This window comes from Tenacibaculum sp. MEBiC06402 (assembly GCF_049239625.1).
Taxonomy (GTDB): domain Bacteria; phylum Bacteroidota; class Bacteroidia; order Flavobacteriales; family Flavobacteriaceae; genus Polaribacter.
Genome location: NZ_JBMKKT010000095.1, coordinates 167,029 through 191,649, shown reverse-complemented (window position 1 = coordinate 191,649; position 24,621 = coordinate 167,029). Strand labels below are relative to the sequence as shown.

Here is a 24,621-nt window from a genome sequence, read left to right as displayed (position 1 = left end):
GTATAACATGAATACTCCTAAAGTTGCTGAACACATTATAAATTGGTTAAAAGATTACGCTATAAACGCAAAAGTAAACGGATTTGTAGTTGGTGTTTCAGGAGGAATAGACTCTGCTGTTACTTCTACTTTATGCGCCAAAACTGGTTTACCGACGTTATGTGTTGAAATGCCAATTCATCAAGCTCAAAGTCAAGTTACTCGAGCACAAGATCATATTGCACAACTAAAAAAGCGTTTTTCAAATGTGAGCGATACAAGAGTAAATTTGACATCTACTTTTGAAGACTTTAAAACTGTGGTACCTGAAGTTGAGGCTTCGCCAAAACAAGATTTAGCTTTAGCCAATACAAGAGCACGTTTACGAATGACTACATTGTATTATTTTGCTGGCTTACATGGATTATTAGTTGCTGGAACAGGAAATAAAGTTGAAGATTTTGGTGTAGGTTTTTTTACTAAATACGGTGATGGTGGAGTCGATTTAAGTCCGATTGCTGATTTAGTAAAATCTGAAGTATATGCTTTAGGTAAATATTTAGAAGTTCCTGAAGCTATTCAGAAAGCCCAACCGACTGATGGATTGTTTGGTGATAGTCGAACAGATGAAGATCAAATTGGTGCCTCTTACGACGAATTGGAATGGGCCATGGAAATGCAAGATAAAGGAAAAAAAGCTGACGATTTCGAAGGTCGTGAAAAAGAAGTATATACTATTTATACTCGATTAAACACAATTAACCAGCACAAAATGGTAGCAATACCTGTATGTGAAATTCCTAAAAAACTAAAGTAAATTAGCAGACACCATTAACTGCTTAATTTTTTTATACGCTCGTTTTTTATGACCGTTAGAAATTTGAAATGGTAATTCTATAAATAATAGAATTAGCTTACCTATTTGAAGCAATTTTCTCATAGTTTCGTTAAGTTTTGTTTCTGTTTCTTTTCTTTGGGGATCCTAAATTTACTAAAAAATTATTGTTAGACTAAAATTATTATCTATTTTTTAGCATCGCTCAAAATTTTGATTAAAATTTTACATTTAATTAATCAAAACTTAAAATAAATTCATTTTTCCATAAATAGGACACCAAAGCTACTCAATTATAAAACAATTGAAATGGAGAAAAACCCCCTTTTTGAATTAGGAAAAAAACGCTAAACTACTCTGTTCAACTTTTCGTATAATAATTTTTTTAGCTCAATGTAATTTGTTACCTCTTCAAAATCAAGAGTTTGATTTTCTACTTCTGTTTCTTGAGCCTCTTTAATTATAGTGTTGATTTTTGTTTCAATTAGTACTCTTCTAATATTCAAAATTGCATCAGTTACTAATTTGGGAAGTATTTTTGAAGTTTGGGTTACAAAAACCTCCTTACGCTCCCAATCACTTAATTCATACTTTTCTTCATCCATTAAGATATTGGTTACCAAACTAGAAACTTGACTATTTTCACTTGCAATTAATTTATCAATCGATATTTTCTCATCTTGATTTAATTGATGAATAATTTCATAGTAAACGTCTCTGAAAGTTTCGTGTGTAAATTCAATTTCGTCTTCTTGTAGATTTAAATACAACTCATTAGAAACCGTATTAGTATACTCTTCTTTCTCGATAATTGGACGACCATGTTTATCTTCAGAATGCACCCAATTAATTAGCTCAATTTCCTCATTACCATACATTAAAAGTATTCTAATAATCTCTTTCTCTAATAGCAGCAAACTATTAACTTTTGGTTCAGAGGCTTGTTGTTTTACAGGTTGTAAAGGTGCGGTTGTTGTTGGGTACTGACTTCCCCTATTTTTATCTTTTTGATCTTTATTTATTAACTGAGCAAGCTCACTAAATAAAACACGCTCGGAAATATCCATAATTCGAGCACATTCTTGCACGTAAACTTCGCGTTGAATTCCATCAGGAATTTTAGATATACTAGTAACAATATCTCTAATCAATCCTGCTTTTTTCACAGGATCGTTTTCAGCATCTTTTATTAATAGAGATACTTTAAAATTTATAAAATCTTGTGCCTTCTCGTCAAGATATTTCTTTAGTTCAGCGTCAGAATTTGCTTTCGCAAAACTATCTGGATCTTCGCCTTCAGGAAAAGTAACAACTTTAACGTTCATCCCTTGTTCCAGAATTAAATCAATTCCTCTTAAAGAAGCTCTAATTCCGGCTGCATCACCATCAAAAAGAACTGTTATATTATTTGTTAAGCGATGAATTAAACGTATTTGTTCTGGTGTTAAGGCTGTACCAGAAGAAGCAACAACATTTTCAATTCCAGATTGATGAAACGATATAACATCTGTATAACCTTCAACTAAAAAACAATTGTCTTGCTTGGCTATTTCCTTTTTTGCCTGATAAATACCGTATAAAATTTTACTCTTATGGTAAATATCACTTTCTGGTGAGTTTAAATATTTAGCGGCTTTTTTATCATTAGTTAAAATTCGACCACCAAAACCAAGTATTCTTCCTGACATACTATGTATCGGAAACATTACTCTACCTTTAAATCGGTCGAACATCCTATCTTTCTCTCCTCCTTCTTTTACAATTGTAAGCCCCGTAGATTTCAAATATTTGATATCATATCCTTTATCTAGAGCTGTTTTTGTAAAGTTATCCCATTCATCTTTACAATATCCTAAGTCGAATTTCTCTATGGTATCTTCTCTAAATCCTCTTTCTTTAAAATAAGAAAGACCAATAGCTCTACCTTTTTGAGTATTCATCAAAATGTCGTGAAAGTAATCTTTTGCGAATTTAGAAACCAAAAACATGCTTTCGCGCTCGTTTACTTGTTTCTTTTGCTCTTCACTTTGCTCTGTTTCCTCGATTTCAATATTATACTTTTTTGCGAGCCATTTTATAGCTTCTGGATATGAAAAGTGCTCATGTTCCATTAAAAATGAAATCACATTCCCTCCTTTTCCAGTACTGAAATCTTTCCAAATTTGCTTTACAGGAGACACCATAAAAGAAGGTGTTTTCTCATCTGTAAAGGGACTTAATCCTTTAAAGTTACTTCCTGCTTTTTTTAACTGAACAAACTCACCTATTACCTCCTCTAATCGAGCGGTTTCAAAAACTTGATCTATGGTTTGTTTGGTAATCATACTATAAAGATAAAAAACCTCGCAAATATAATATTTGCGAGGTTTATTCTGTACTATTTTATTGTTTTAAGACGCCGCTTTTAATTTTTGAAGAGCTTTTTTCGTAAGCTTCTCTTCAGCGTAATCTTTTGTTACTTCGAACTCTTTTATATCAGAACCTGGTAACTCAAACATCGCATCAGTTAAAATTGCTTCACATAAAGAACGTAAACCACGTGCTCCTAAGCGATATTCAACAGCCATATCTACTATATATTGTAAAGCATCTTCGGTCAAAGAAAACTCCACATCATCCATGTTAAACAACTTAGTATATTGTTTAATAATCGAGTTCTTTGGTTCTGTTAAAATAGCTCTTAACGTTTTAGCATCTAAGGGGTTCATGTAACTTAATACTGGTAAACGCCCAATTATCTCAGGAATTAAACCAAAAGATTTTAAATCAGCAGGAATAATGTATTGCAATAAGTTTTCCTCATCAATCTTATCTTCATCAATAGAAGCACTATAACCAACAGCTTGCATGTTTAGACGCTTACTGATAATTCTATCTATTCCTGAAAAAGCTCCTCCAGCAACAAATAAAATATCTTTAGTGTTTACTTGAATGAATTTTTGCTCTGGATGCTTTCTACCTCCTTTTGGAGCAACATTAACAACTGCACCTTCTAACAACTTTAATAGAGCCTGCTGCACGCCTTCTCCTGAAACATCTCTTGTAATTGAAGGATTATCACCCTTACGAGCAATTTTATCTATTTCATCAATAAATACAATTCCTCTTTCTGCTTTTTCAACATCATAATCTGCAGCTTGTAACAACCTACTTAAAATGCTCTCTACATCTTCACCGACATAACCTGCTTGGGTTAAAACGGTGGCATCAACGATAGAAAAAGGTACGTTTAACATTCTAGCTATGGTTCTAGCAACAAGTGTCTTTCCAGTTCCTGTCTCTCCTACTAAAACGATATTTGATTTTTCAATCTCGACACCATCAGTTGGGCTTTTGGCTTGCAATAATCTTTTGTAGTGGTTATAGACAGCCACAGACATTGCTTTTTTAGTTTGCTCTTGTCCAACAATGTATTCATCTAAAAAAGTTTTAATTTCTATTGGCTTTTTAAGAATTAAATCATTTGAAAGACTTGTTGTTTTTGCTTCTGCTATTTCCTCTTCTACAATCCCGTGAGCTTGCTCGATACATTTATCACAGATATGAGCATCCATACCTGCTATTAATAAATCTGTTTCCGCTTTTTTACGCCCACAAAACGAACATTCTAAATTTTGATCTTGTGACATTTTATTATTCTATAACTACTTTTATTTCTTACTTCACTTCTATTCAAAAAATTACTTTCTGCTTAGAACTTCATCTATCATTCCATACTCTTTTGCTTCGTCAGCTTTCATCCAATAATCACGATCAGAATCTTCGTGAACCTTTTCATATGGTTGTCCAGAATGCTTAGAAATAATATCATACAATTCTTTCTTAAGCTTTCCTATTTCTTTTACAGTAATCTCCATATCAGAAGCTTGACCTTGCGCTCCCCCTAAAGGTTGATGAATCATTATTCTTGAATGAGGTAATGCTGATCTTTTCCCTTTTTCTCCTGCACACATTAAAACTGCTCCCATTGAAGCTGCCATACCTGTACAAATTGTAGCGACATCTGGCTTAATAAATTGCATTGTATCGTAAATACCTAAACCAGCATAAACTCCACCACCTGGAGAATTTATATAAATAGAAATATCTTTATTAGCATCGACACTTTCTAAAAATAAAAGCTGCGCTTGGATAATATTCGCAACTTGATCATTAATTCCAGTTCCTAAAAAGATAATACGATCCATCATTAATCGAGAGAATACATCAAATATAGCAACGTTAAGCTGACGCTCTTCAATAATATTTGGTGTAAGCCCAACAGGATACATACTACTCATGATTTTATCATAATAAGTACTACTAATACCTTGGTGTTTAGTAGCGTACTTTTCGAATTCTTTTCCGTAATCCATTATTAAGATTTTGTTTTAAAAGTTACAAAGGTTAAAGATACAAAGTTTTTTCTTAGAAGAACGTGAACAGTAGCCTATTACTTAATGTTACTTCTCAAAATCTCGAATAACTATCTCAGAAAAAAATAAAAACCAGTACCGGGGGATACTGGTTCTTTAATACTACTTAATTGGGGATAATAATTCTATTAAAAATTAGGGATTAATTCTTAGGATTATTTTAGGGGGAATTAAAACCCGGTAGTATCACTACGTTATTTACACTGCAATATTAATACAAAATGAAGAATCAGATAAGAAAAAGGAGGTAACAAAAAGTGACAAAACCATTTTTAACAATACAGTCAAGTTTAAAAAACTAATAAACAGCGTTTTAAATGTTTTTAGTTTTACTAGACAGAAATATTAATTGATGTAGTATTGTTGTAGACAAAATTAAACTATGTAAATAAATCTATAAGGTTTGTATATAATTCTCCAGCTCTTGAGTCTTCGGAATTTCCATTTTCTTTCGAATTCTATACCTAACTGCTTTTACAGAATCTGTTGTTGAATTTCTTATGGAAGCGATTTCTTTAATGGATAAATTTAATCTTAATAGTGAGCAAATTTCTCTTTCAGTTTTAGTCAAACTAGGATATTTATTACTGATATTATGCTCAAAATTTTTATTCACTTCAGAAATTTTATCTTGAAGCTTTGAAAGTTTATTTTCAGTAACTATTTGTTGTTGTAATTTAAGGAGTAATCCATTTGCATACCTTTTTACGTTTTTATCCTCGGCAGAATCTTTATCGTCTTTAATTTGTTGAGTTAAACGTTTAATAAACTCCAACCGCATTGAATTATCAGCTATCAAGTTCTTTAACTCCGTCTCAGAAGCCTTAATTTTTTGAGTTAAAATTTCCTTTTTCAATTTTTCTTTCTCAAGTTTATCTTTAGCTCTTTGAGATCTTTCTTTATAATTTCTACTTACTAATAACGCGGTAATTAAACTAAAACAAAAAATTACAATTGATAAAGTGGCATATAAATTAGCCTTTAATTCTTTTCTTTCATTAATTCTTTCAAGTTCTAGTTTTTCTTTTTCTAATTGGTTTCTAAGCTCAATATCTTTTATCACCTTATCCTTTTTCACAATTAATGTTGAATCTGAATAACGTTTGTAATACACGTGATTTACAAAAGCTTCATCGAACATTCCCAAGTCTTTGTAGATACGACTTTTTGATCTGTAAGAACTTGCTATATGCTGCTTAAAACCAAATTCTTTTGCTAACTCTAAACAAGAATCTGCATACTTTAAGGCCTTATCATAATCCTTTAACATGCGATATTCAAAACAAATATTACTGTAACCAGTGGCAATATTATTTTGGTCCTTAAGCTTCTTAAGGAACTCTAAACATTTCAGGTGAATTTCGAGAGCTTTATCATATCTTTTCTGTCTACCATAAAGCATCGCCATATTACTCTGAATTTCATTAAGTTTTATCGTATCATTCAACGATTTAAATATTGTCTGAGCTTTATTATAGGAATATTTTGAAGAATCATATTTTTTCAACACTCGATATACACCTCCTAGCATGTTATATGAACGTCCGATTGTGGTACTGTCATTATTAGCACTTCCTAATTGAATAGATTGGTTAAAAATAGCTATGGCTTTTTCCGGTTTCCTAAGATATCTATACAAAATTCCAATATCCACTAAAACTTCAGCGTACTTATTTTCTTCTTTTCTTTCCTCATAAATCATTTTTGATTCTAAAAGAAGTTTTAAAGATTTGCTATAATCTCCTCGAGTCCTATAAATTCGACCTTTTTGTAAAAGTACATGAGCTTTTTCTAAAGATTCATCATCTATAATTGTATTGAAAGCCTCATCATAGAAGTATTCAGCCTTAATGTCATCTTTATCAATAAAACTATCTCCAGCATCAATTAATGCCTTAACCTTTCTCTCTTTATTGGTAATAAATTCAACCTCGCTTTTTAAACTAACAAAGATACTATCAATCTTTTGAGCATAAGAAACCAGTATTGAATAGATAAAAATAACCCCTAAGAAAATTCCCCTCATAGCCTAAATATAAAAAAAACCAGCAAAAATGCTGGTTTTTTAATATTATAAAATTGGATTTGATTATCCTCCGAAATCGTCAAAACGGATATTTTCATCATCAAGACCAAAATCTTCACCCATTTTTTGAACAGCTTTGTTCATTAATGGTGGACCACAGAAATATAGTTCTAAATCTTCTGGACTTTCATGTTTAGATAAATATTGGTCTATTACAACTTGGTGAATAAAACCAACAAATCCATCTCCTGATTCATCATTAATATCTTTTTTAACTTTCCAGTTATCTTGTTCTAATGGCTCTGATAAGGCTAAATAGAATTTGAAGTTTGGAAAATCTTTTTCTAATGCTCTAAAATAGTGAATGTAGAATAACTCAGCTTTAGAACGACCTCCGTACCAATATGTTACTTTTCTACCGGTTTTTAACGTTCTAAATAAATGATAAATATGTGAACGCATTGGTGCCATACCTGCTCCACCACCTACATATAACATTTCAGCATCAGATTCGTTAATGAAGAATTCTCCATAAGGTCCTGAAATCGTTACTTTATCACCAGGTTTTTGGTTAAAAATATAAGACGATGCTACACCTGGGTTTACATCCATCCATGCATTTTTAGCTCTATCCCATGGTGGAGTAGCGATACGTACATTTAGCATGATTTCTCTTCCTTCAGCTGGATAAGAAGCCATAGAGTAAGCTCTTTCAACTGTATCGTCATTTTTCATGACTAACGGCCATAACCCAAATTTATCCCAATCCGCTTGGAATTTATCTGGCTCTCCTGGATGATCATCTGGGTGAGCAGTGATATCCATATCAGAATACTTAATCTCACACTTAGGAATTTCAATCTGAATATATCCACCTGCTTTGTAGTCCATTTCTTCTGGAATTTCAACTACAAATTCTTTAATAAAAGTTGCTACATTGTAATTTCTTACAACAACAGCTTCCCATTTCTTAATTCCAAAAATCTCTTCTGGAATAGAAATATCCATATCCTGCTTAACTTTTACCTGACAAGCTAAACGAATACCGTGTTGTAACTCTTTACGTGTAAAGTGCGGAGTTTCCGTAGGTAAAGCTTCACCTCCACCAGAATTTACGTGACACTCACACTGTACACATGATCCACCACCACCACAAGCTGATGGTAAAAATATTTTTTCATTACCTAACGTCGATAATAAAGTTCCTCCAGATGGTACTTCAATAGTTTTTTCTCCGTTAATGGTAATTTTTACTGGTCCAGATGGAGCCAATTTTTGCTTTACAAATAATAATAACGACACTAATAACAATGTAATTGTTAAAAATGCAATTACCGTTATTGCAACTGTTCCTCCTGTACTTACTTCTAAAAACATCATTATTCTGTAATTTCTTTAGTGTTAGTTGCTAATTTTTCTACCTCCTCTTTGGTCTCTTCCTTCTTTTCAACCTTAACTTCAGCCTGTGGAGTTTCCTTCTTCTTACTAGCATCATCACCTCCTGTTAACATTCCACCGAAACTCATAAATCCGATAGCCATTAAACCAGTGATAATAAAGGTAATTCCTAATCCTCTTAACGGACCTGGAACTTGAGAGTACCTGATTTTTTCACGAATAGCTGCAATTGCTAAAATTGCTAAGAACCATCCGATTCCTGAACCAACTCCATAAACAAGAGATAAACCTAAAGTTGGAATTTCTCTTGACTGCATAAATAAAGAACCTCCTAAAATCGCACAGTTTACAGCGATTAATGGTAAGAAAATACCTAAAGAGTTATATAATGCTGGTGCAAATTTCTCAACGATAATCTCCACTAATTGTACCATGGTAGCAATTGTTGCGATAAACATAATAAATGATAAGAAACTTAAATCGTAACCTGCATATTCCTCACCTAACCAAGATAAAGCTCCGGGCTGTAATAAGTATTGGTCTAACAACCAGTTCACAGGAACTGTTACAGCCAATACAAAAATAACTGCTGCTCCTAAACCTACTGCTGTTGATACTTTTTTAGATACTGCTAAGTATGAACACATTCCTAAGAACGTAGCAAATACCATGTTATCTATAAATATTGACTTGAAAAATAATTCTATATGTTCCATAATCTTATTTTATTGAAACGCTATGCGTTTAGTCTTCAATTAATGCTTTGTTTCTACTACGCTGAACCCAAATGATAATTCCAACTACGATTAACGCCATTGGAGATAATAACATAAATCCGTTATTCTCATATCCTAAGGCATATAAACCTGTCTTTTCAATTGGATCTCCTAATACTTTAATACCTAATAAAGTACCAGAACCTAACAACTCTCTAAAAAATCCTACAATAATTAAGATTGCAGCATATCCTAAAGCATTCCCAATACCATCTAAGAATGATCTCCATGGTCCATTTCCTAAAGCGAAAGCTTCAAAACGTCCCATAATAATACAGTTGGTAATAATTAATCCGACGAAAACGGATAGCGTTTTACTTAATTCGTAAGCAAAAGCCTTTAATACCAAATCTACAATAATTACTAAAGTAGCAACTACGATTAACTGTACAATAATTCTAATTTTAGATGGAATAATATTTCTCATTAAAGAGATTACCACGTTACCTACTCCTAATACAAATAATACAGAAATAGACATTACTATTGAGGCTTGTAATTCTGCAGTAATTGCTAAAGCAGAACAAATACCTAATACCTGAATCGTAATTGGATTGTTATCCGCTAACGGGTCAGTAATTAACTTTGCGTCTTTCTTTGATAAAAGTCCCATAATTATTTTAAAGTTTTAAAGTAAGGCACGTACAATTTCAACTCTGATTTGATCATAGCCGCTACACCGTCTCCAGTAATTGTAGCTCCTGCAATCGCGTCTACCTCGTTATCAGTTTTATCTTCGTTCTTAGGATCGGCATTAGACTTAGAAACAGCAATTCCTTTGAATTCACCATTATTCATTAAATCTTCTCCTGCAAAATCATCCATAAAGAAACGTTGCTTAATGTTAGCCCCTAAACCTGGTGTTTCTCCTTTATGATCAAAGAAAACACCTTGAACTACCATATTTTTATCCATAGCAACATAACCCCAAATCGCATCCCATAATCCTTTTCCTCTAATAGGAGCAATGTAGAATGTTTGATTATCTTTTTCTCCAACGAATAAAGGTAACTTTCTAGCTTTTCCTTCTTTCGCTAAAGCTTGTTGCTTTTTAACATCAATTAAATATGCTTTATCATCTTCTTTTGGAACGTTATTCTCGATAACAATTTGTTTTGTGATATACTTTCCAAAAATTTCTTCTGCTTTATCTGCAGCTACAAAATTAACGCTTGTTTCATCATTTTCGTTAACTCCCATAGCGTACAAAATATTTTGTTGCTTCTCAACTTTTTCGTTCATAGTAATTAACGGCTTTGTTAATGAAAATATAGAAGCTAATAATGCACCTACAACCACAACCATTCCTACTGCGAATAGTACCGTGTATACATTACTGTCTGTTTTGTTACTCATAATTAGGCAGTTTTAGCTTTTAAACGTTTTAATCTTCTTTTTACATTTCCTTGAACTACGTAGTGATCAATAGTTGGAGCAAAAACATTCATTAATAAGATTGCCAAGAATACTCCTTCTGGATATGCTGGATTGAATACACGAATCATAATAGAAATAAATCCGATTAAGAATCCATAAATCCATTTTCCTTTGTTAGTTTGAGAGGCTGTTACAGGATCTGTAGCCATATAAACAGCTCCAAATGCTAAACCTCCAATAATTAGGTGCTCATACCAATCTGCGCTCATTAAACCGTAAAACTTACTTGTATCAGCAATGATTCCATTTGCAGCAATTGCGTTAAAAATCATTCCCATCGCAGCAGCTCCTAAGAACGTAGAAACAATAATTCTCCAACTTCCAATCTTAGTAAAGATTAAGAAGGCAGCTCCTAATAAAATTAAGAATGCTGAAGTTTCTCCAACTGAACCTGGAATAAATCCAAAGAACTTATCAAACATTGAGTAAGCTACTTCTTGATTTTGAGCATAACTACCTAGAATAGTTTCTCCTGAAATAGCGTCAGCAGAACCTGCTTTTGCTACTGCATCATGAACCCAAACCTTATCTCCTGACATCCAAGTTGGATATGCGAAGAATAAAAATGCACGGATAGTTAATGCAGGATTTAATATGTTCATTCCTGTACCTCCAAAAACTTCTTTACCTATAACAACTCCAAATGCAACAGCTACTGCTAACATCCAAAGTGGTAAATCTATAGGTACAATTAACGGAACTAACATTCCAGTTACTAAATAACCTTCTTCTACTTCGTGTCCTTTAATTACAGCAAAAATAAACTCGATAATTAATCCAACTCCATAAGAAACGATTACTAATGGAAGTACTTTAATAATACCAATCCATAAGTTATTGAAATTCCAGAAATTTGAAGAAAAGAAATTTCCTCCAATTGCTTCAACTTCTCCTGTTGCTAAATGGTGTTGATAACCTGCATTGAACATTCCAAAAATTAAACATGGAATTAATGCCATAATTACCGTATTCATTGTACGCTTTAAATCGTCAGCCGCTTTAATATGCGTTCCACCGTGAGTGGTTTCGTTCGGTAAATATAAAAAGGTATGGATTGCGTTAAACGCAGGAGCCATTTTCGTCCCTTTATATTTCTCTTTTAAATTATGTAAATTTTGTTTTAAGCCCATATCTTATCCTAGTTCTTTCATCATTAAATCTAAACCTTCACGAATAATTTTCTGATGTGGTTGTTTAGATACACAAATAAATTCAGTTAATGCAAAATCTTCTGGAGCAACTTCGTAAGCTCCTAAACCTTCCATTTCATCAAGATCTTTATACATACAAGCTTTTAACAATTGCATCGGATAAATATCTAAAGGAAATACTTCTTCATAAGAACCAGTAACAACGAATGCTCTATGCTCACCGTTTGTATTGGTATTTAAATCATATTTCTTTTTCGGATTTAACCAAGAAAAAGTTAATGCTCTCGAAGTTGATATTTTATTAAACACAGGCTTATTCCATCCGAAGAATTCATAATCATCTCCCTCTGGAATTGCTGTAATTTGATTGTCATAATATCCTAAGAAACCATTTTCATCAACTTGTAAACCAGATAATACATTTCCACTGATAATTCTTGTATTATCATTCGTTATGTTATCTTTTATAACATCAGAAATTTGAGCCCCTGCAACAACTGTTACATACTTTGGCTCGTTAATCTTAGAACCAGTTAAAGCAACTGTTCTAGTGATATTAAATTTACCCGTTAATAATAACTCTCCTATTACAACTAAATCTTGTGGAGAAACTACCCATACAACCTCACCTTTGTTAATTGGATTAACTTGTGCGATTTGAGTACTTACATTACCAACTGGATGTGGACCAGACACAGAATGCAACTCAACTCCTGACATAGATTTTAAAGGAGAATTAGATGAACCAACAGAAACATGAACTTTCCCTTCTGTTAATTTAGTTAAAGCCGTTAATGCAGCTTGTAACTCAGCTTCTTTTCCCTGTAAAACATAATCATAATCAGCAGCTAATGGAGCACTGTTATAACCTGAAACGAAAATTGCTTTCGGAGCTTGGTTAGGATTTGCAACAACATCATAAGGACGTTGTTTGATGAACGGCCAACATCCTGAATTGAATAAGTGATTTTTCACTTCTTCTCCAGACATTGAGTTCACATCTACTTTTCCAAAATCTTTGTACTCTTGTGTTCCGTTAGTTGTTATTTTTATTTCTAAAACTTTTCTACGAGCTCCACGAACGATTTCTGTTACTTTACCACTTACAGGACTTGGAAATAAAATACGCTCGTCACTCTTGTTATAAAAAAGAGCTTCTCCTGCTTTTACCTCAGTACCTTCTTTTGCTAAAATTTTTGGAATTACGCCGTGAAAATCATCAGGCTTTACCGCAAAAACACTACCTAAAGAAAGTTCGGTAGTTACTTTATTTGCTTCGCCAACGAGCTTGATGTCAAGCCCTTTTTTTATACGGATGTCTTTTGACATAGTAACTAATGTATTTGATTTTCTTAAAAAACATGCAAATTTAAAAATTTAAAAAATGACTCGTAATCAATTAACAGTATATCTTGTGCATAATTTTCTATTTATATTGATTCTAAATAATAAGTTGTTATTTGGCTCGCATTTTGATATTTTTGTTTACTATGTTAAAAAAACTAATTTTTACACTATTAATATTCTTGAGCTTACCATCAATAAGCCAGAACATTAAGGCAATTCAACTCTTACCCCTGAACAAACAATCTCCAATTCCAATTGTGCCTTTAGGAAGTGTTCTTGAGCTTTCTTTTGACGATTTAGAGGCAGACAATAAAGATTACCAGTATAAAATTGAACACATGACATACGATTGGAAACCGAGTAATCTTCAAGCCAATCAATACATAAATGGTTTCGAACAAAATTATATCATCGATGTAACCAATTCTTTTAACACGCTACAGAGCTACACACATTACAAAATTCAAATTCCTAATCAGAATACTATTGTTACCGAAAGTGGAAATTATTTGATTTCCGTTTTAAACGATGATGATGAAGTCGTTTTTTCGAGAAGATGTGTGTTTTATGAGAACAAAGTAACTATCGGTGTAAATGTTTTGAGGGGTAGAAATACCTTAACAAATAATTCAGAACAGACGGTGCAATTTATTATCAATCATAAGGGATTACAAATAAATAACCCCGCACAAGAAATAGAAATTCAATTATTTCAAAACAACAACTGGCAAACTTCAATTACTGATTTAGACCCTCTATTCATCAGACCAAGTCAGCTAATTTATAACTACACAAATGGCACAAACTTTTTGGGCGGGAACGAGTTTTTATTCTTCGATAACAAGTATATCAGAAACACCAACGTAAATATTGCCAAAACTACAAGAGAAGATATTTTTCATAATTATTTATATACTGATGTAGAAAGAAGTTTAAAATCGTACACCTATTATCCGGATATTAACGGAAACTTTCTGATTAGAACCTTAGATGCAGAAAATGAAGATACAGAAGCGGATTATGCTATGATGCATTTCTCTTTAGAAGTAAACCAAGCTTTCCAGGATAAAGCAGTTTATGTATACGGTGCTTTCAATAATTTTGAGTTATCGGATGAAAATAAAATGACTTATAACTCTGATGATAACACCTATCAAGCTTCTATTTTATTGAAACAAGGATTTTACAATTACACCTACGTTACTGTTGATGAAAACAACAAAATAGATTTGACTGCGATTAATGGTTCCTTCTTTCAAACAGAGAATGAATACACCGTAATAACCTATTACAAACCCTTTGGTGCATTGTTTTATAGAGTCATTGGTGTAGGCAATGGTTTTTTCGACCAAAACCGCTAAATTCTAAAATGTTGTAACATTCAAGAAAAAAGGTTACTTTTAATACATGTTTCAACAAATAACTAAAGGAATTAAAATTTCAGTAAAAACTGTTTACAACGGCATAATCTACCGAGGTTATGTTCAGCATTATGCTTTTAGTTATTTTATTTCAATAAAAAACAACTCCAAAGATACTGTTCAATTATTAGAAAGGTTTTGGACTATTTATGACTCATTAAATGAAACGGAACATGTTGCTGGAGAAGGCGTTGTTGGTCAAACCCCAATTATTAAACCAAACGAAGAATACAATTACCGATCAAATTGTTTTTTAATATCATCTATCGGGGCAATGGGCGGAAGCTACAAAATGAAAAACATTAAAAACAACCAAGAATTTCTTGTAGAAGTACCTACATTTCAACTAATAACGACACCTACACTTAACTAATGGCTAAAAAGAACAAACTAGCTGTAATTAAAGATTCTAACTGTTTAAATTGTGGATTTCCCTTTGCTGGTCATGAACTATTTTGTCCTAGTTGCGGACAAAAGAATAAGGGAAATAAAATAACCTTTGGAAGTTTTATTAAAGAGGTTTTTGCAGGTTTTTTCTCATGGGACACCAAATTTTGGCGAACTACATTTACCCTAATCACTCAACCTGGTAAAATATCTGCCGACTATATTGAGGGTAAAAGAGAGCGATATGCCAATCCTTTTCGCTTTTACATAACTGCTTCTCTACTATTTTTTCTTTTTTATGGTATTAATGAAACCATTGATAATTTTCAAAATTTAGATAAATCCTTTTCTTCTAAGCCTCAAAATGAAAAAGAAATAAACTTAGATTCTATTAATAACATTATCAATACCGAGTTGAGCAAAAACAAGATTCCGCTTGATTCTACTCAAAAAAAATTAGCACAAAATTTCAATCTAAAAATAAACGATTCCGTCAAATTAAACAAAGAACCTAGAATTAGCTTTGGTGGAGATTCAAGACTGGATCAGTTCATTAAATTTAATAGAAAAAACCCGGATATTGATGCAACTTCCGCACTGGATAGTCTAAAATATGAAAACACTTTTTGGAACCGTTTTTTTTACAATAGAGCTCAATTGGCAAATTCGTTTTTTAACGAAAAAGACAAAAGAAAAGAGTTTGTAAGCAAAATGCTTTCCTACGGATCGATTTCACTCTTTATACTGCTCCCAATTTTCACACTAGCACTTAAGCTTTTTTATATCAGAAGAAAATACACCTATGTTGAACATTTAATTTTCGTTTTTCATACACAGACAGTGTTTTTCTTGTTATTAACGCTCCTAATGATTGTAAACTTTTTTACCAATAATATCGGAAACGAGTTATTTCTGTTATTATTCTTGATTTATCTTTTCATTGCCATGAAAAAGTTTTACAAACAGGGCTACATAAAAACAACCATTAAATTTATCATGATAAATATGGTTTATATGTTTTTAGCAACGATTGGAGTGACATTTGTAGGTTTGCTATCGTTTGCTTTATTCTGATAAGCCAACAAAGTTGTTTGATTGTTCAGTAAATCGTAGTACTGTAACTCTAATGATTCGTTTTGTTTCTTTATAGAAGTAACACTTACTGTTTCAACAAAAGCTCTTTTCATTTTCAGGGAAATTTCTTCTCCATTCGACTCGTCTAAATGAAAATTTAAAACGTCCGATTGTTCAAAATTTCTATTTTTACTTAACCATTTTGAAAACCAATCTTTTCTCAAACTCTTCATTTCTTGTGTATAGAGTGTACTACTTGACCAAATGTAAGGTTGATTATCTAGCTTTCTAAAGTCTTTTCGCTCCCCTGTCCACACCAATTCATATGCCATTAAATCATTTTTCCAATCAACCATAACAACTGTAAAAGGCTCAACACCATTTAATTCTAAATCCTCAATAAAAGCAACGGCATTCTCAGATTTCAATATTTGTTTTACAATTACACCTCTACTTAATCTATAAGAAACTTCTCTTTCATGAATCTCATAACCTCCATTTAACAAACAAACTAACCTCTCTCGTTCACTTAGACCAATCCATGTGCCCCCAGCTAGCTCATCTTTTGGATACACCAGCTTTACATTGTCCTCCAAATATTCTTTCGGCTCAATTGTATTTCGTTTAGGATTCTCATCCCTGTTAGAAGTAAAAATAAAATTATCTCCTTCTAAAGGTAAATATGTCACAGTGCACATATAGTTCGGTTTAAAAAAATTAAATACAATTCTTTTGTAGATTGGAATTGAGAAACTTTACAAAAACCATCCTAAAAATTGTACATTTGCTAAACCAAAATTATCATATATAAATTCAATAAACAAACAACCATGGGAAAAGGATTTTTCAATGTTCCAGTTGCAGTAAATGAACCTGTTAAAGGATACGCTCCTGGATCACCAGAAAGAGAAACTGTTTCAAAACAATATAAAGCATATTTTAATGGATCTGTGGATGTTCCAATGTATATCGGAAACGAAGAAATTAGAACTGGAAACACCAAAAATATGACTCCTCCACACGATCATCAGCATGTTGTTGGTCAATATCATATTGGAGATAAAAGTCATGCTCAAAAAGCCATTGATAGTGCTTTAGAAGCTCGTACTCAATGGGCACAAATGCCATGGGAACAAAGAGCAGCAATTTTCTTACGTGCGGCTGAATTAATCGCAGGACCATATAGGGCTAAAATGAATGCTTCAACAATGATTGCTCAATCAAAAACTATTCACCAAGCAGAAATTGATGCAGCATGTGAGTTAATCGACTTTTTACGTTTCAACGTAGAATATATGTCTGAAATTTATGCTGAACAACCAAACTCTGATGACGGTATTTGGAATAGAGTTGAGTATAGACCATTGGAAGGTTTTGTATACGCAATTACTCCTTTTAACTTTACAGCTATTGCAGCAAACTTACCTGCATCAGCAGCGATGATGGGAAATACTGTAGTTTGGAAACCATCTGATAGCCAAATATTCTCAGCAAAAGTTATTGTTGATGTATTTAAAGAAGCTGGATTACCTGACGGAGTTATAAACGTAATTTACGGTGATCCTGTAGAAATTACTGAAGTAGTTTTATCTTCACCAGACTTTGCTGGGTTACACTTTACAGGTTCTACGTTTGTATTTAAAGAACTTTGGAAAAAAATCGGTGAAAATATTCATACATATAAAACATACCCAAGAATTGTTGGAGAAACTGGAGGTAAAGACTTTATCGTCGCGCATCCATCTGCAAACCCAAAACAAGTAGCTACGGGTATTTCTCGTGGAGCTTTTGAATTCCAGGGACAAAAATGTTCTGCGGCTTCAAGAGTTTACTTACCAAAATCTATGGCTAGCGAAGTGTTAGATTACGTAAAAGAAGATATTGCTTCATTTAAAATGGGTTCTCCTGAAGACATGAGTAACTTTATTACTGCCGTTATTCATGAAGGATCATTTGATAAGTTAGCTAAATATATCGATCAAGCTAAAGAAGATACTGATGCAGAAATCGTTGCTGGAGGAAATTACGACAAATCAAAAGGATATTTTATTGAACCAACTGTAATCTTAGCTAAAGACCCTAAGTATACTACAATGTGTACTGAATTATTTGGACCTGTTGTTACTGTATATGTTTACGAAGATGAAAACTGGGCTGAAACTTTAAAGTTAGTTGATGGCACATCTGAATATGCTTTAACAGGTGCTGTTTTCTCAACTGACAGATATGCAATCGCAGAAGCTACAAAAGCATTAGAAAATTGTGCTGGAAACTTCTATATCAACGACAAACCAACAGGTGCTGTTGTAGGACAGCAACCTTTCGGAGGTGCGAGAGCTTCTGGAACAAATGATAAAGCAGGTTCTGCTCAAAACTTATTAAGATGGGTTTCTCCAAGGTTAATTAAAGAAACTTTTGTTTCACCATCAGATTATCGTTATCCATTCTTAGGATAAAAAAATATTTTAATAATTTAAAAAAGGCTGGAAATATTTCCAGCCTTTTTTCGTTTATGAAAGAAAACTATGTTTTCTAAACGTGTTTTTTTCGTAACAAACTTGTAAACAAAACAATACACTCACAAATCCCCTAGAAATGACTTTAGATCAAAACACCGAAACTTTAGGTTTACGAAATGCCAAACATTTACTCCGGAGAACGTCTTTTACCTATAACAAAGAAACCTTATTAGAGTTTTCAACCTTAACCCCTGAACAGGCTTTTGACAAACTAATCTCTGATCAAAATAAAAAACTTTTAGAGCCATACGACCCTAAACCTGAGGAAAACCCTCATGGTTTTTGGACCTCTAGTTCAGACCCATTGTCTTTAGATGGACAATTTCGAAAGAGAATCTACATCGCTTACTGGTGGTTATATAATGGTTTGCATCAAAACTCATTGAAGCAAAAGATGACCTTCTTTTTACACACGTCTTTTACAGTATCTAAATTCGACGCTGGTAACTCTGTGCATTTCTATGATCATATGAGATTATTAGAACATTATGCATTTGGAAACCTAAAAACCATGTCTAAAAAAATCACTTATGACAATTCAATGTTAGATTATTTAGACAACACTAAAAACAATGCCAATAACCCAAATGAAAACTATGCTCGTGAATTCTTAGAGTTATTCACAATTCTAAAAGCAGAACAAGTTGGAAACGGAGACTATACCAATTATACGGAACTTGATGTTCAACAAGCAGCAAGAGTGTTTTCTGGAATAAAAATTCAATATGACAGAGCCATTATTGATTCAGAAACTAATCTTCCAATGGGAAGAATTGATATTCAACGACATGATAAAGAAGACAAAACATTTAGTCATGCTTTTAATGATGCTGTAATTACTGGTAGCGATACTGAAGAAGGTATAATTCAAGAACTAGATAATTTTGTCGAAATGGTTTTTGCTAAAGAAGCTACAGCTATTTCATTTGTTCGAAAATTATACCGTTATTTTGTTAAAAGTGAGTGGACCGATGATGTTGAGGAAACTGTTATAAAACCGCTGGCCTCTCAATTACAAAGTGATAATTATGAAATTTTACCAACGCTAAAAACTCTTTTAACTTCTAAGCATTTTTATGATTTAGACGATAACAACAACACTGATGAGATTATAGGAAGTATTATAAAAAGTCCACTTCAACTATGCAACGAAGTGATGTCTTTTTTTAAACTTTATATTCCCGACCCAATTAATGAAACCGAAAATTTTTACAGATTTTTCGACTTCTTATATAGATTCTACCTAACTTCAGCAGGGATGTCTATATGGAACCCAGATTCTGTTGCTGGTTACCCTGCTCATTATCAAAGCCCTGATTTTGACCGTCACTGGTTTTCTTCTAATACAGTATTAGCCAGATACAAGCTGATTGAAAGTTTACTTACAGGAAGAAATAAAATTCGATACAACGGAAAAATAAATACTGAAATAAACATAGTTGAATTCATTTCAAACAATATCAACGAACCTTCAGATGCTACAGCTTTAATAACAGAATTATCAGATTTGTTATATCCTGAGTCTATCGACGACGAACGAAAAGCGTATTTCGCTCAAAATCTCTTAGAAGGTTTCCCTGACTATTACTGGTCAAATGCCTGGTTAGGTTATGAAGGATCTGGAGACGATACTGTTGTTAAATCTCGATTAAATGCCTTGATGATTCAAATGATCAACGCTCCGGAATTCCAAATTATGTAAAAGTATCATCCCCTTAACTTATTATCATGAAAAGAAGAAACTTCATAAAATTAGCAACTACAACTTCAGCTATTGGTTTAATGCCTTTTGAACTCAAAGCGATGTTGAAAACGATAGATTTAGATATTGACTGTGGCGATATATCTAACAGAAAGTTGGTCCTAGTAAACCTAGTAGGTGGAAATGACGGATTAAACACATTAATTCCTATTAATTCTTATGATCAATATGCCAATTTACGTCCTACGATTAGAATACCAAGTTCAGGAGCCAATGGTTTTATCAGGTTAGACACCACTCTTGATGACAATCAACAATTAGGACTAAATCCAGCTTTGACTGGGTTTAAATCACTTTATGACCAAGGTGAACTACGAATTTTACAATCCGTAGGATATCCTTCACAAAACAAAAGTCATTTCGCTTCAAAAGACATCTACTCTACTGGAAATGACGGGAACAATTGGTTAAACGGAAAAGATTCTGGTTGGATTGGTCGTTTTATGGAAAATTTTTATTCTGAAGAAGTAGAAGAGGCATATCCTTTAGGTGTGCAAATTGGAAATGGCAAAACGGAGCTCGGCTTTCATGGAGCTGAAGAACATGGTTTATCAATCAATATTACTGGTCAAGATCCTGCAGGTTTTTTTACTGAAATCAGTGGTCTTGGAGGCGAACCTCCAACCAATATCCCAGACTCTCATTTTGGCGAAGAATTAAAATACATCCTGGATGTTAATAATAATTCTAACAAATATTCTAAATCAATTTCGGATGCATTTAACGCGGGAAAAAATGCAACCTCCTATGATGACACTGATTTATCTGATCAATTAAAGACAGTCGCACGATTGATTAGTGGCGGATTACAATCCAAAGTTTATATGGTTAGTATTGGTGGTTTTGACACGCATGATAACCAAGCTGAAGGGAATGGCGATGTTAAAGGAATACATTACGAATTACTCAACGAAGTATCTAGTGCTATTGAAACTTTTATGAAAGACCTAAATGAGCAATCTTTAGGAGAAGATGTTGTTGGACTCACATTTTCTGAATTTGGAAGAAAAGCAAAAGAAAATGGAAATTTAGGAACTGATCATGGAGAAATCGCTCCAATGTTTATTTTTGGAAAATCTGTTCTTGGAGGTGTGTCTGGGACTAATGTTGATCTTTCAGAAGCTACTGACAATAACAATTATCAATTAGAAAGTATTCAGTACGATTATCGTCAGACTATAACTACGCTACTACAAGATTTTTTAGGAGCGTCTGATACCGTTATTGATAATACCTTTTTTAATCACAGTTTGAATTCGAGTTTTGTTAATGATAAAATTCCAAAAATCATTAAAAGCGAATTCTCTATAGCTAAAGGCTGTATTCGAGATATACTAGAACAACCCGGTATTGACAGAAGAAAAGATTGGTTTATTTATCCGAATCCTTTCGTGGATCAAATCAGTTTGAACGCTTTAAAAGACCGAACTAGTCTTCAATATAAACTATTTACCAAAGGAGGAAGTTTAGTTACTCAAGGACAAAAGACAGCTATCAACAATAACACATCAATTAATTTACCTAGATTGGCAACTGGCCTTTACTTTCTTCAAATTGAAAGTGGAGGAACTACTGAAAACCATAAAGTTTTCAAACTTTAAAAAAACAAACCAGATTTTCGATCAATTCGAAATGGTTTTGGCAAACTTGATTTATTTATTATATTTGGATAACCACCTGAATTAAAATAAAATGAAACTGCCATTCATGTTTTCTTACATATAATTTCGATACAGAAAGTAAGGGAATATCTTTAGCAGTTTTTAATAAAATTCTTTCTAAAAGAATAGACATAAACCTTAAGTGTCTTTAAATAAATTAAGGATTTATTAACCAACTTAATTTAAAATCTTAACTAATTATGAAAAAATCAATTTTAAACTTAGGAAAAGCCTTAACTAGTTCTGAACAAAAGGAAATCAACGGAGGCGCTTTAGGACCTTGCTACCAACAAGGTGCAATGTGCTGTAGAGACACTGGATCTGATTGGGGACCATTTTGTGAGCCGGGAGCTTGTACTAGATGGGGAACTTGTTTTTACTATTAAAATCAGTTTTTTATAATATAGAAAAGAAAAAGACTAAAAACTAGTCTGCTTTTGGGTCGGAAAATGTTCCGACCTTTTTTATTTAAAAATAAATAGTTAACTTTAAATTGGCTGTTATCCCCTTCAGATGACACCAAAATTGGGGAATCGTTTTGAAACATATTCGATTCCCTTATTTTTAACCTTTATATTTAATTGGTAAGTGAACTACTTTTTTTGTTTCGAAAAATTCTTCCTCAAAAAAACTCGGCAAATCATAAATAGTAGCTTTTGGAAACTTCGCCAATTCTTCAGATAAATCACCACCTTTCAAGTACAAAATCCCATTCTTAAGCTCATGGTTTTGTTTTTTCTGAACTTTATTCTTCACCCATCTATGAAATGTTTCCATTTGAGCCACAGCTCTGCTTACAATAAAATCATATGTTTCTTTAACCTCTTCAACTCTACCATGGGTAGTTTTTACGTTTTCCAAACCTAAACCTTCTACTACTTCGTTTACTACCTTAATCTTTTTTCCAATAGAATCAACTAAATGAAAATTAGTTTCAGGAAACAAAATTGCCAAAGGAATCCCAGGAAATCCTCCTCCGGTTCCAACATCCATTACCTTTGTTCCTGGCTGAAACTCCATAACTTTTGCAATCCCTAAAGAATGTAAAACATGACGTAAATACAATTCATCAATATCTTTCCTCGATACAACATTGATTTTCAAATTCCAGTCCTCGTATAATGACTGTAACTTTTCGAAGTGTTCTATTTGTTTTTCCGTAAGATTTGGAAAGTATTTTAAGATGATATCCATGTTATTCTATTTGCAACCACAAAAATAAGAACAATTACCAATAGTTAAAGATTAATACAATTTAATAATTATCGTTAAAAACTTTCGTTAACAGATAAAGATGTTACAAAAACACTTATTTTTACCCCTTTAAATTAAAACATGAAAACAATAAAATTCTCCAGAATAGACAAAACAAAGTTCTTCAGAACTTTGAACAAACGTGTAAATGACTATTTTAAAGAAAACGAAATAAAAAGAACTGGTAACTGGAAGCTTTATTTTAAAGCCATTGTAATGTTTACCTTATTCTTGGCTCCTTTTGCTATAATTCTTACTGTAAATATGCCAGGATGGTTACAATTATTATTAACTGTAGTAATTGGATTTGGTATGGCCGGAGTTGGGATGAATGTAATGCATGACAGTAATCACGAATCGTTCTCTAGTAAAAAATGGGTGAACAACCTTATGGGAAGCAGTATGTATATTTTAGCAGGAAATGTATACAATTGGAAAGTTCAACATAACGTTCTGCACCATACTTATACGAATATCCAGGATCATGATGAAGATATGGATGCGGGTAGAATTATACGTTTTTCGAAACATACACAGTGGAGACCTTTCCATAAATACCAAAAGTATTATTCTCCGATTTTATACGGTTTACTAACAATTAACTGGGCAATTACAACTGATTTCAAACAAATGCACCGTTATTTAAAGAGAAAACTTTCTTACGGAAAGTTCCCTAATCCAAAGGTAGAGTGGACAAAATTAATAGTTACTAAAATTGCATATTATGCAATGTGGTTAGTTTTACCTTTATTGGTTTTAGATGTTGCTTGGTGGAAAGTATTAATTGGATTCTTTGTAATGCATTATACTGCAGGAATCATTTTAAGTTTTGTTTTCCAATTAGCTCATATTGTACCTAAAACTGAAACTCCATTACCAGACGAAGGAGGAAATATGAAAAACACTTGGGCAATTCACCAGTTATACACTACGGCGAATTTTGCTCCAAAAAACTGGTTCATCAATTTTTATACAGGAGGACTAAACCACCAAGTTGAGCACCACATTTTCCCTCATATTTCGCATATTCATTATAGCAAAATTGCGAAAATCGTAAAAGAAACAGCTAAGGAATTTAACTTACCTTATCATGAGTACAAAACAACACGAAAAGCAATATTAGAACATTTAAGACATATTGCTGAACTAGGAAAAAAACCACAACTAGCATAATGAAAC

The 24,621-nt window shown here is 32.7% G+C and carries 21 protein-coding genes; 9 read left to right on the top strand and 12 right to left on the bottom strand.

The genetic code is table 11. From position 1 onward, the window contains the following. The first annotated feature begins 7 nt into the window (after positions 1-7). Positions 8-796 carry an NAD(+) synthase gene (gene nadE / locus ACOSP6_RS09265; RefSeq protein WP_422095233.1) on the top strand — a complete coding sequence of 263 codons (789 nt, stop codon included), beginning with the start codon at positions 8-10 and terminating at the stop codon, positions 794-796. Between the two features lie 365 nt (positions 797-1,161). Here nadE and dnaG read toward each other — a convergent pair whose 3' ends face one another. The 10 genes from dnaG to ACOSP6_RS09215 all read right to left on the bottom strand — a co-directional run bounded on the left by dnaG (position 1,162) and on the right by ACOSP6_RS09215 (position 13,346). After that, complete coding sequence (gene dnaG / locus ACOSP6_RS09260) at positions 1,162-3,138, bottom strand: DNA primase (RefSeq protein WP_422095232.1); 1,977 nt, start codon at positions 3,136-3,138, stop codon at positions 1,162-1,164. A 66-nt stretch (positions 3,139-3,204) separates the two neighbouring features. Continuing rightward, positions 3,205-4,443 (bottom strand): ATP-dependent Clp protease ATP-binding subunit ClpX, encoded by a 1,239-nt coding sequence (gene clpX / locus ACOSP6_RS09255; protein ID WP_422095231.1) that lies wholly within the window; start codon positions 4,441-4,443, stop codon positions 3,205-3,207. 51 nt (positions 4,444-4,494) lie between these two features. After that, positions 4,495-5,169 (bottom strand): ATP-dependent Clp endopeptidase proteolytic subunit ClpP, encoded by a 675-nt coding sequence (gene clpP / locus ACOSP6_RS09250; RefSeq protein ID WP_422095230.1) that lies wholly within the window; start codon positions 5,167-5,169, stop codon positions 4,495-4,497. Between the two features lie 454 nt (positions 5,170-5,623). Continuing rightward, complete coding sequence (locus ACOSP6_RS09245; protein WP_422095229.1) at positions 5,624-7,255, bottom strand: tetratricopeptide repeat protein; 1,632 nt, start codon at positions 7,253-7,255, stop codon at positions 5,624-5,626. Positions 7,256-7,318: 63 nt separating this feature from the next. Continuing rightward, a complete protein-coding gene (gene nqrF, locus ACOSP6_RS09240) occupies positions 7,319-8,632 on the bottom strand; it encodes an NADH:ubiquinone reductase (Na(+)-transporting) subunit F (RefSeq protein ID WP_422095596.1) in 1,314 nt (437 codons plus the stop codon). 2 nt (positions 8,633-8,634) lie between these two features. Next, a complete protein-coding gene (gene nqrE, locus ACOSP6_RS09235; protein ID WP_422095228.1) occupies positions 8,635-9,369 on the bottom strand; it encodes an NADH:ubiquinone reductase (Na(+)-transporting) subunit E in 735 nt (244 codons plus the stop codon). A 28-nt stretch (positions 9,370-9,397) separates the two neighbouring features. After that, positions 9,398-10,042, bottom strand: coding sequence for an NADH:ubiquinone reductase (Na(+)-transporting) subunit D (locus ACOSP6_RS09230; RefSeq protein WP_422095227.1), 645 nt, complete (start codon positions 10,040-10,042; stop codon positions 9,398-9,400). Positions 10,043-10,044: 2 nt separating this feature from the next. Continuing rightward, complete coding sequence (locus ACOSP6_RS09225) at positions 10,045-10,785, bottom strand: Na(+)-translocating NADH-quinone reductase subunit C (protein WP_422095226.1); 741 nt, start codon at positions 10,783-10,785, stop codon at positions 10,045-10,047. Between the two features lie 2 nt (positions 10,786-10,787). Beyond that, positions 10,788-11,996, bottom strand: a complete 1,209-nt coding sequence (locus ACOSP6_RS09220; RefSeq protein ID WP_422095225.1) for an NADH:ubiquinone reductase (Na(+)-transporting) subunit B — start codon at positions 11,994-11,996, stop codon at positions 10,788-10,790. 3 nt (positions 11,997-11,999) lie between these two features. Further along, positions 12,000-13,346, bottom strand: a complete 1,347-nt coding sequence (locus tag ACOSP6_RS09215) for a Na(+)-translocating NADH-quinone reductase subunit A (RefSeq protein WP_422095224.1) — start codon at positions 13,344-13,346, stop codon at positions 12,000-12,002. Between the two features lie 161 nt (positions 13,347-13,507). Between ACOSP6_RS09215 and ACOSP6_RS09210 the strand changes: the two genes are divergently transcribed. Genes ACOSP6_RS09210 through ACOSP6_RS09200 form a run of 3 tightly spaced genes read left to right on the top strand, consistent with a single transcriptional unit; the run spans position 13,508 to position 16,246 of the window. Next, a complete protein-coding gene (locus ACOSP6_RS09210; RefSeq protein ID WP_422095223.1) occupies positions 13,508-14,725 on the top strand; it encodes a DUF5103 domain-containing protein in 1,218 nt (405 codons plus the stop codon). 46 nt (positions 14,726-14,771) lie between these two features. Next, entirely contained in the window at positions 14,772-15,158 is a 387-nt protein-coding gene (gene apaG / locus ACOSP6_RS09205) for a Co2+/Mg2+ efflux protein ApaG (protein ID WP_422095222.1), read from the top strand. Next, entirely contained in the window at positions 15,158-16,246 is a 1,089-nt protein-coding gene (locus ACOSP6_RS09200; RefSeq protein ID WP_422095221.1) for a DUF3667 domain-containing protein, read from the top strand. Before apaG ends, ACOSP6_RS09200 begins: the two co-directional genes overlap by 1 nt. Here the strand turns inward: ACOSP6_RS09200 and ACOSP6_RS09195 are convergent. Further along, positions 16,183-16,944 carry an NRDE family protein gene (locus tag ACOSP6_RS09195; RefSeq protein WP_422095220.1) on the bottom strand — a complete coding sequence of 254 codons (762 nt, stop codon included), beginning with the start codon at positions 16,942-16,944 and terminating at the stop codon, positions 16,183-16,185. The two genes, ACOSP6_RS09200 and ACOSP6_RS09195, sit on opposite strands and share 64 nt — an antisense overlap. A gap of 132 nt (positions 16,945-17,076) precedes the next feature. On the opposite strand from ACOSP6_RS09195, the gene pruA reads away from it, so the two are divergent. The 4 genes from pruA to ACOSP6_RS09175 all read left to right on the top strand — a co-directional run bounded on the left by pruA (position 17,077) and on the right by ACOSP6_RS09175 (position 22,574). Then, positions 17,077-18,702 carry an L-glutamate gamma-semialdehyde dehydrogenase gene (pruA, locus tag ACOSP6_RS09190; RefSeq protein ID WP_422095219.1) on the top strand — a complete coding sequence of 542 codons (1,626 nt, stop codon included), beginning with the start codon at positions 17,077-17,079 and terminating at the stop codon, positions 18,700-18,702. A 139-nt stretch (positions 18,703-18,841) separates the two neighbouring features. Beyond that, entirely contained in the window at positions 18,842-20,467 is a 1,626-nt protein-coding gene (locus tag ACOSP6_RS09185; RefSeq protein WP_422095218.1) for a DUF1800 family protein, read from the top strand. Between the two features lie 26 nt (positions 20,468-20,493). After that, the gene (locus ACOSP6_RS09180; protein WP_422095217.1) at positions 20,494-22,128 is read left to right on the top strand and encodes a DUF1501 domain-containing protein; all 1,635 of its coding nucleotides are present in this window, start codon (positions 20,494-20,496) and stop codon (positions 22,126-22,128) included. 260 nt (positions 22,129-22,388) lie between these two features. Then, entirely contained in the window at positions 22,389-22,574 is a 186-nt protein-coding gene (locus ACOSP6_RS09175) for a hypothetical protein (protein WP_422095216.1), read from the top strand. A 178-nt stretch (positions 22,575-22,752) separates the two neighbouring features. On the opposite strand, the gene rsmG is transcribed toward ACOSP6_RS09175, so the two are convergent. Beyond that, positions 22,753-23,382, bottom strand: coding sequence for a 16S rRNA (guanine(527)-N(7))-methyltransferase RsmG (gene rsmG / locus ACOSP6_RS09170; RefSeq protein ID WP_422095215.1), 630 nt, complete (start codon positions 23,380-23,382; stop codon positions 22,753-22,755). Between the two features lie 141 nt (positions 23,383-23,523). Between rsmG and ACOSP6_RS09165 the strand changes: the two genes are divergently transcribed. Then, entirely contained in the window at positions 23,524-24,615 is a 1,092-nt protein-coding gene (locus ACOSP6_RS09165; RefSeq protein ID WP_422095214.1) for a fatty acid desaturase family protein, read from the top strand. Positions 24,616-24,621 lie beyond the last annotated feature (6 nt).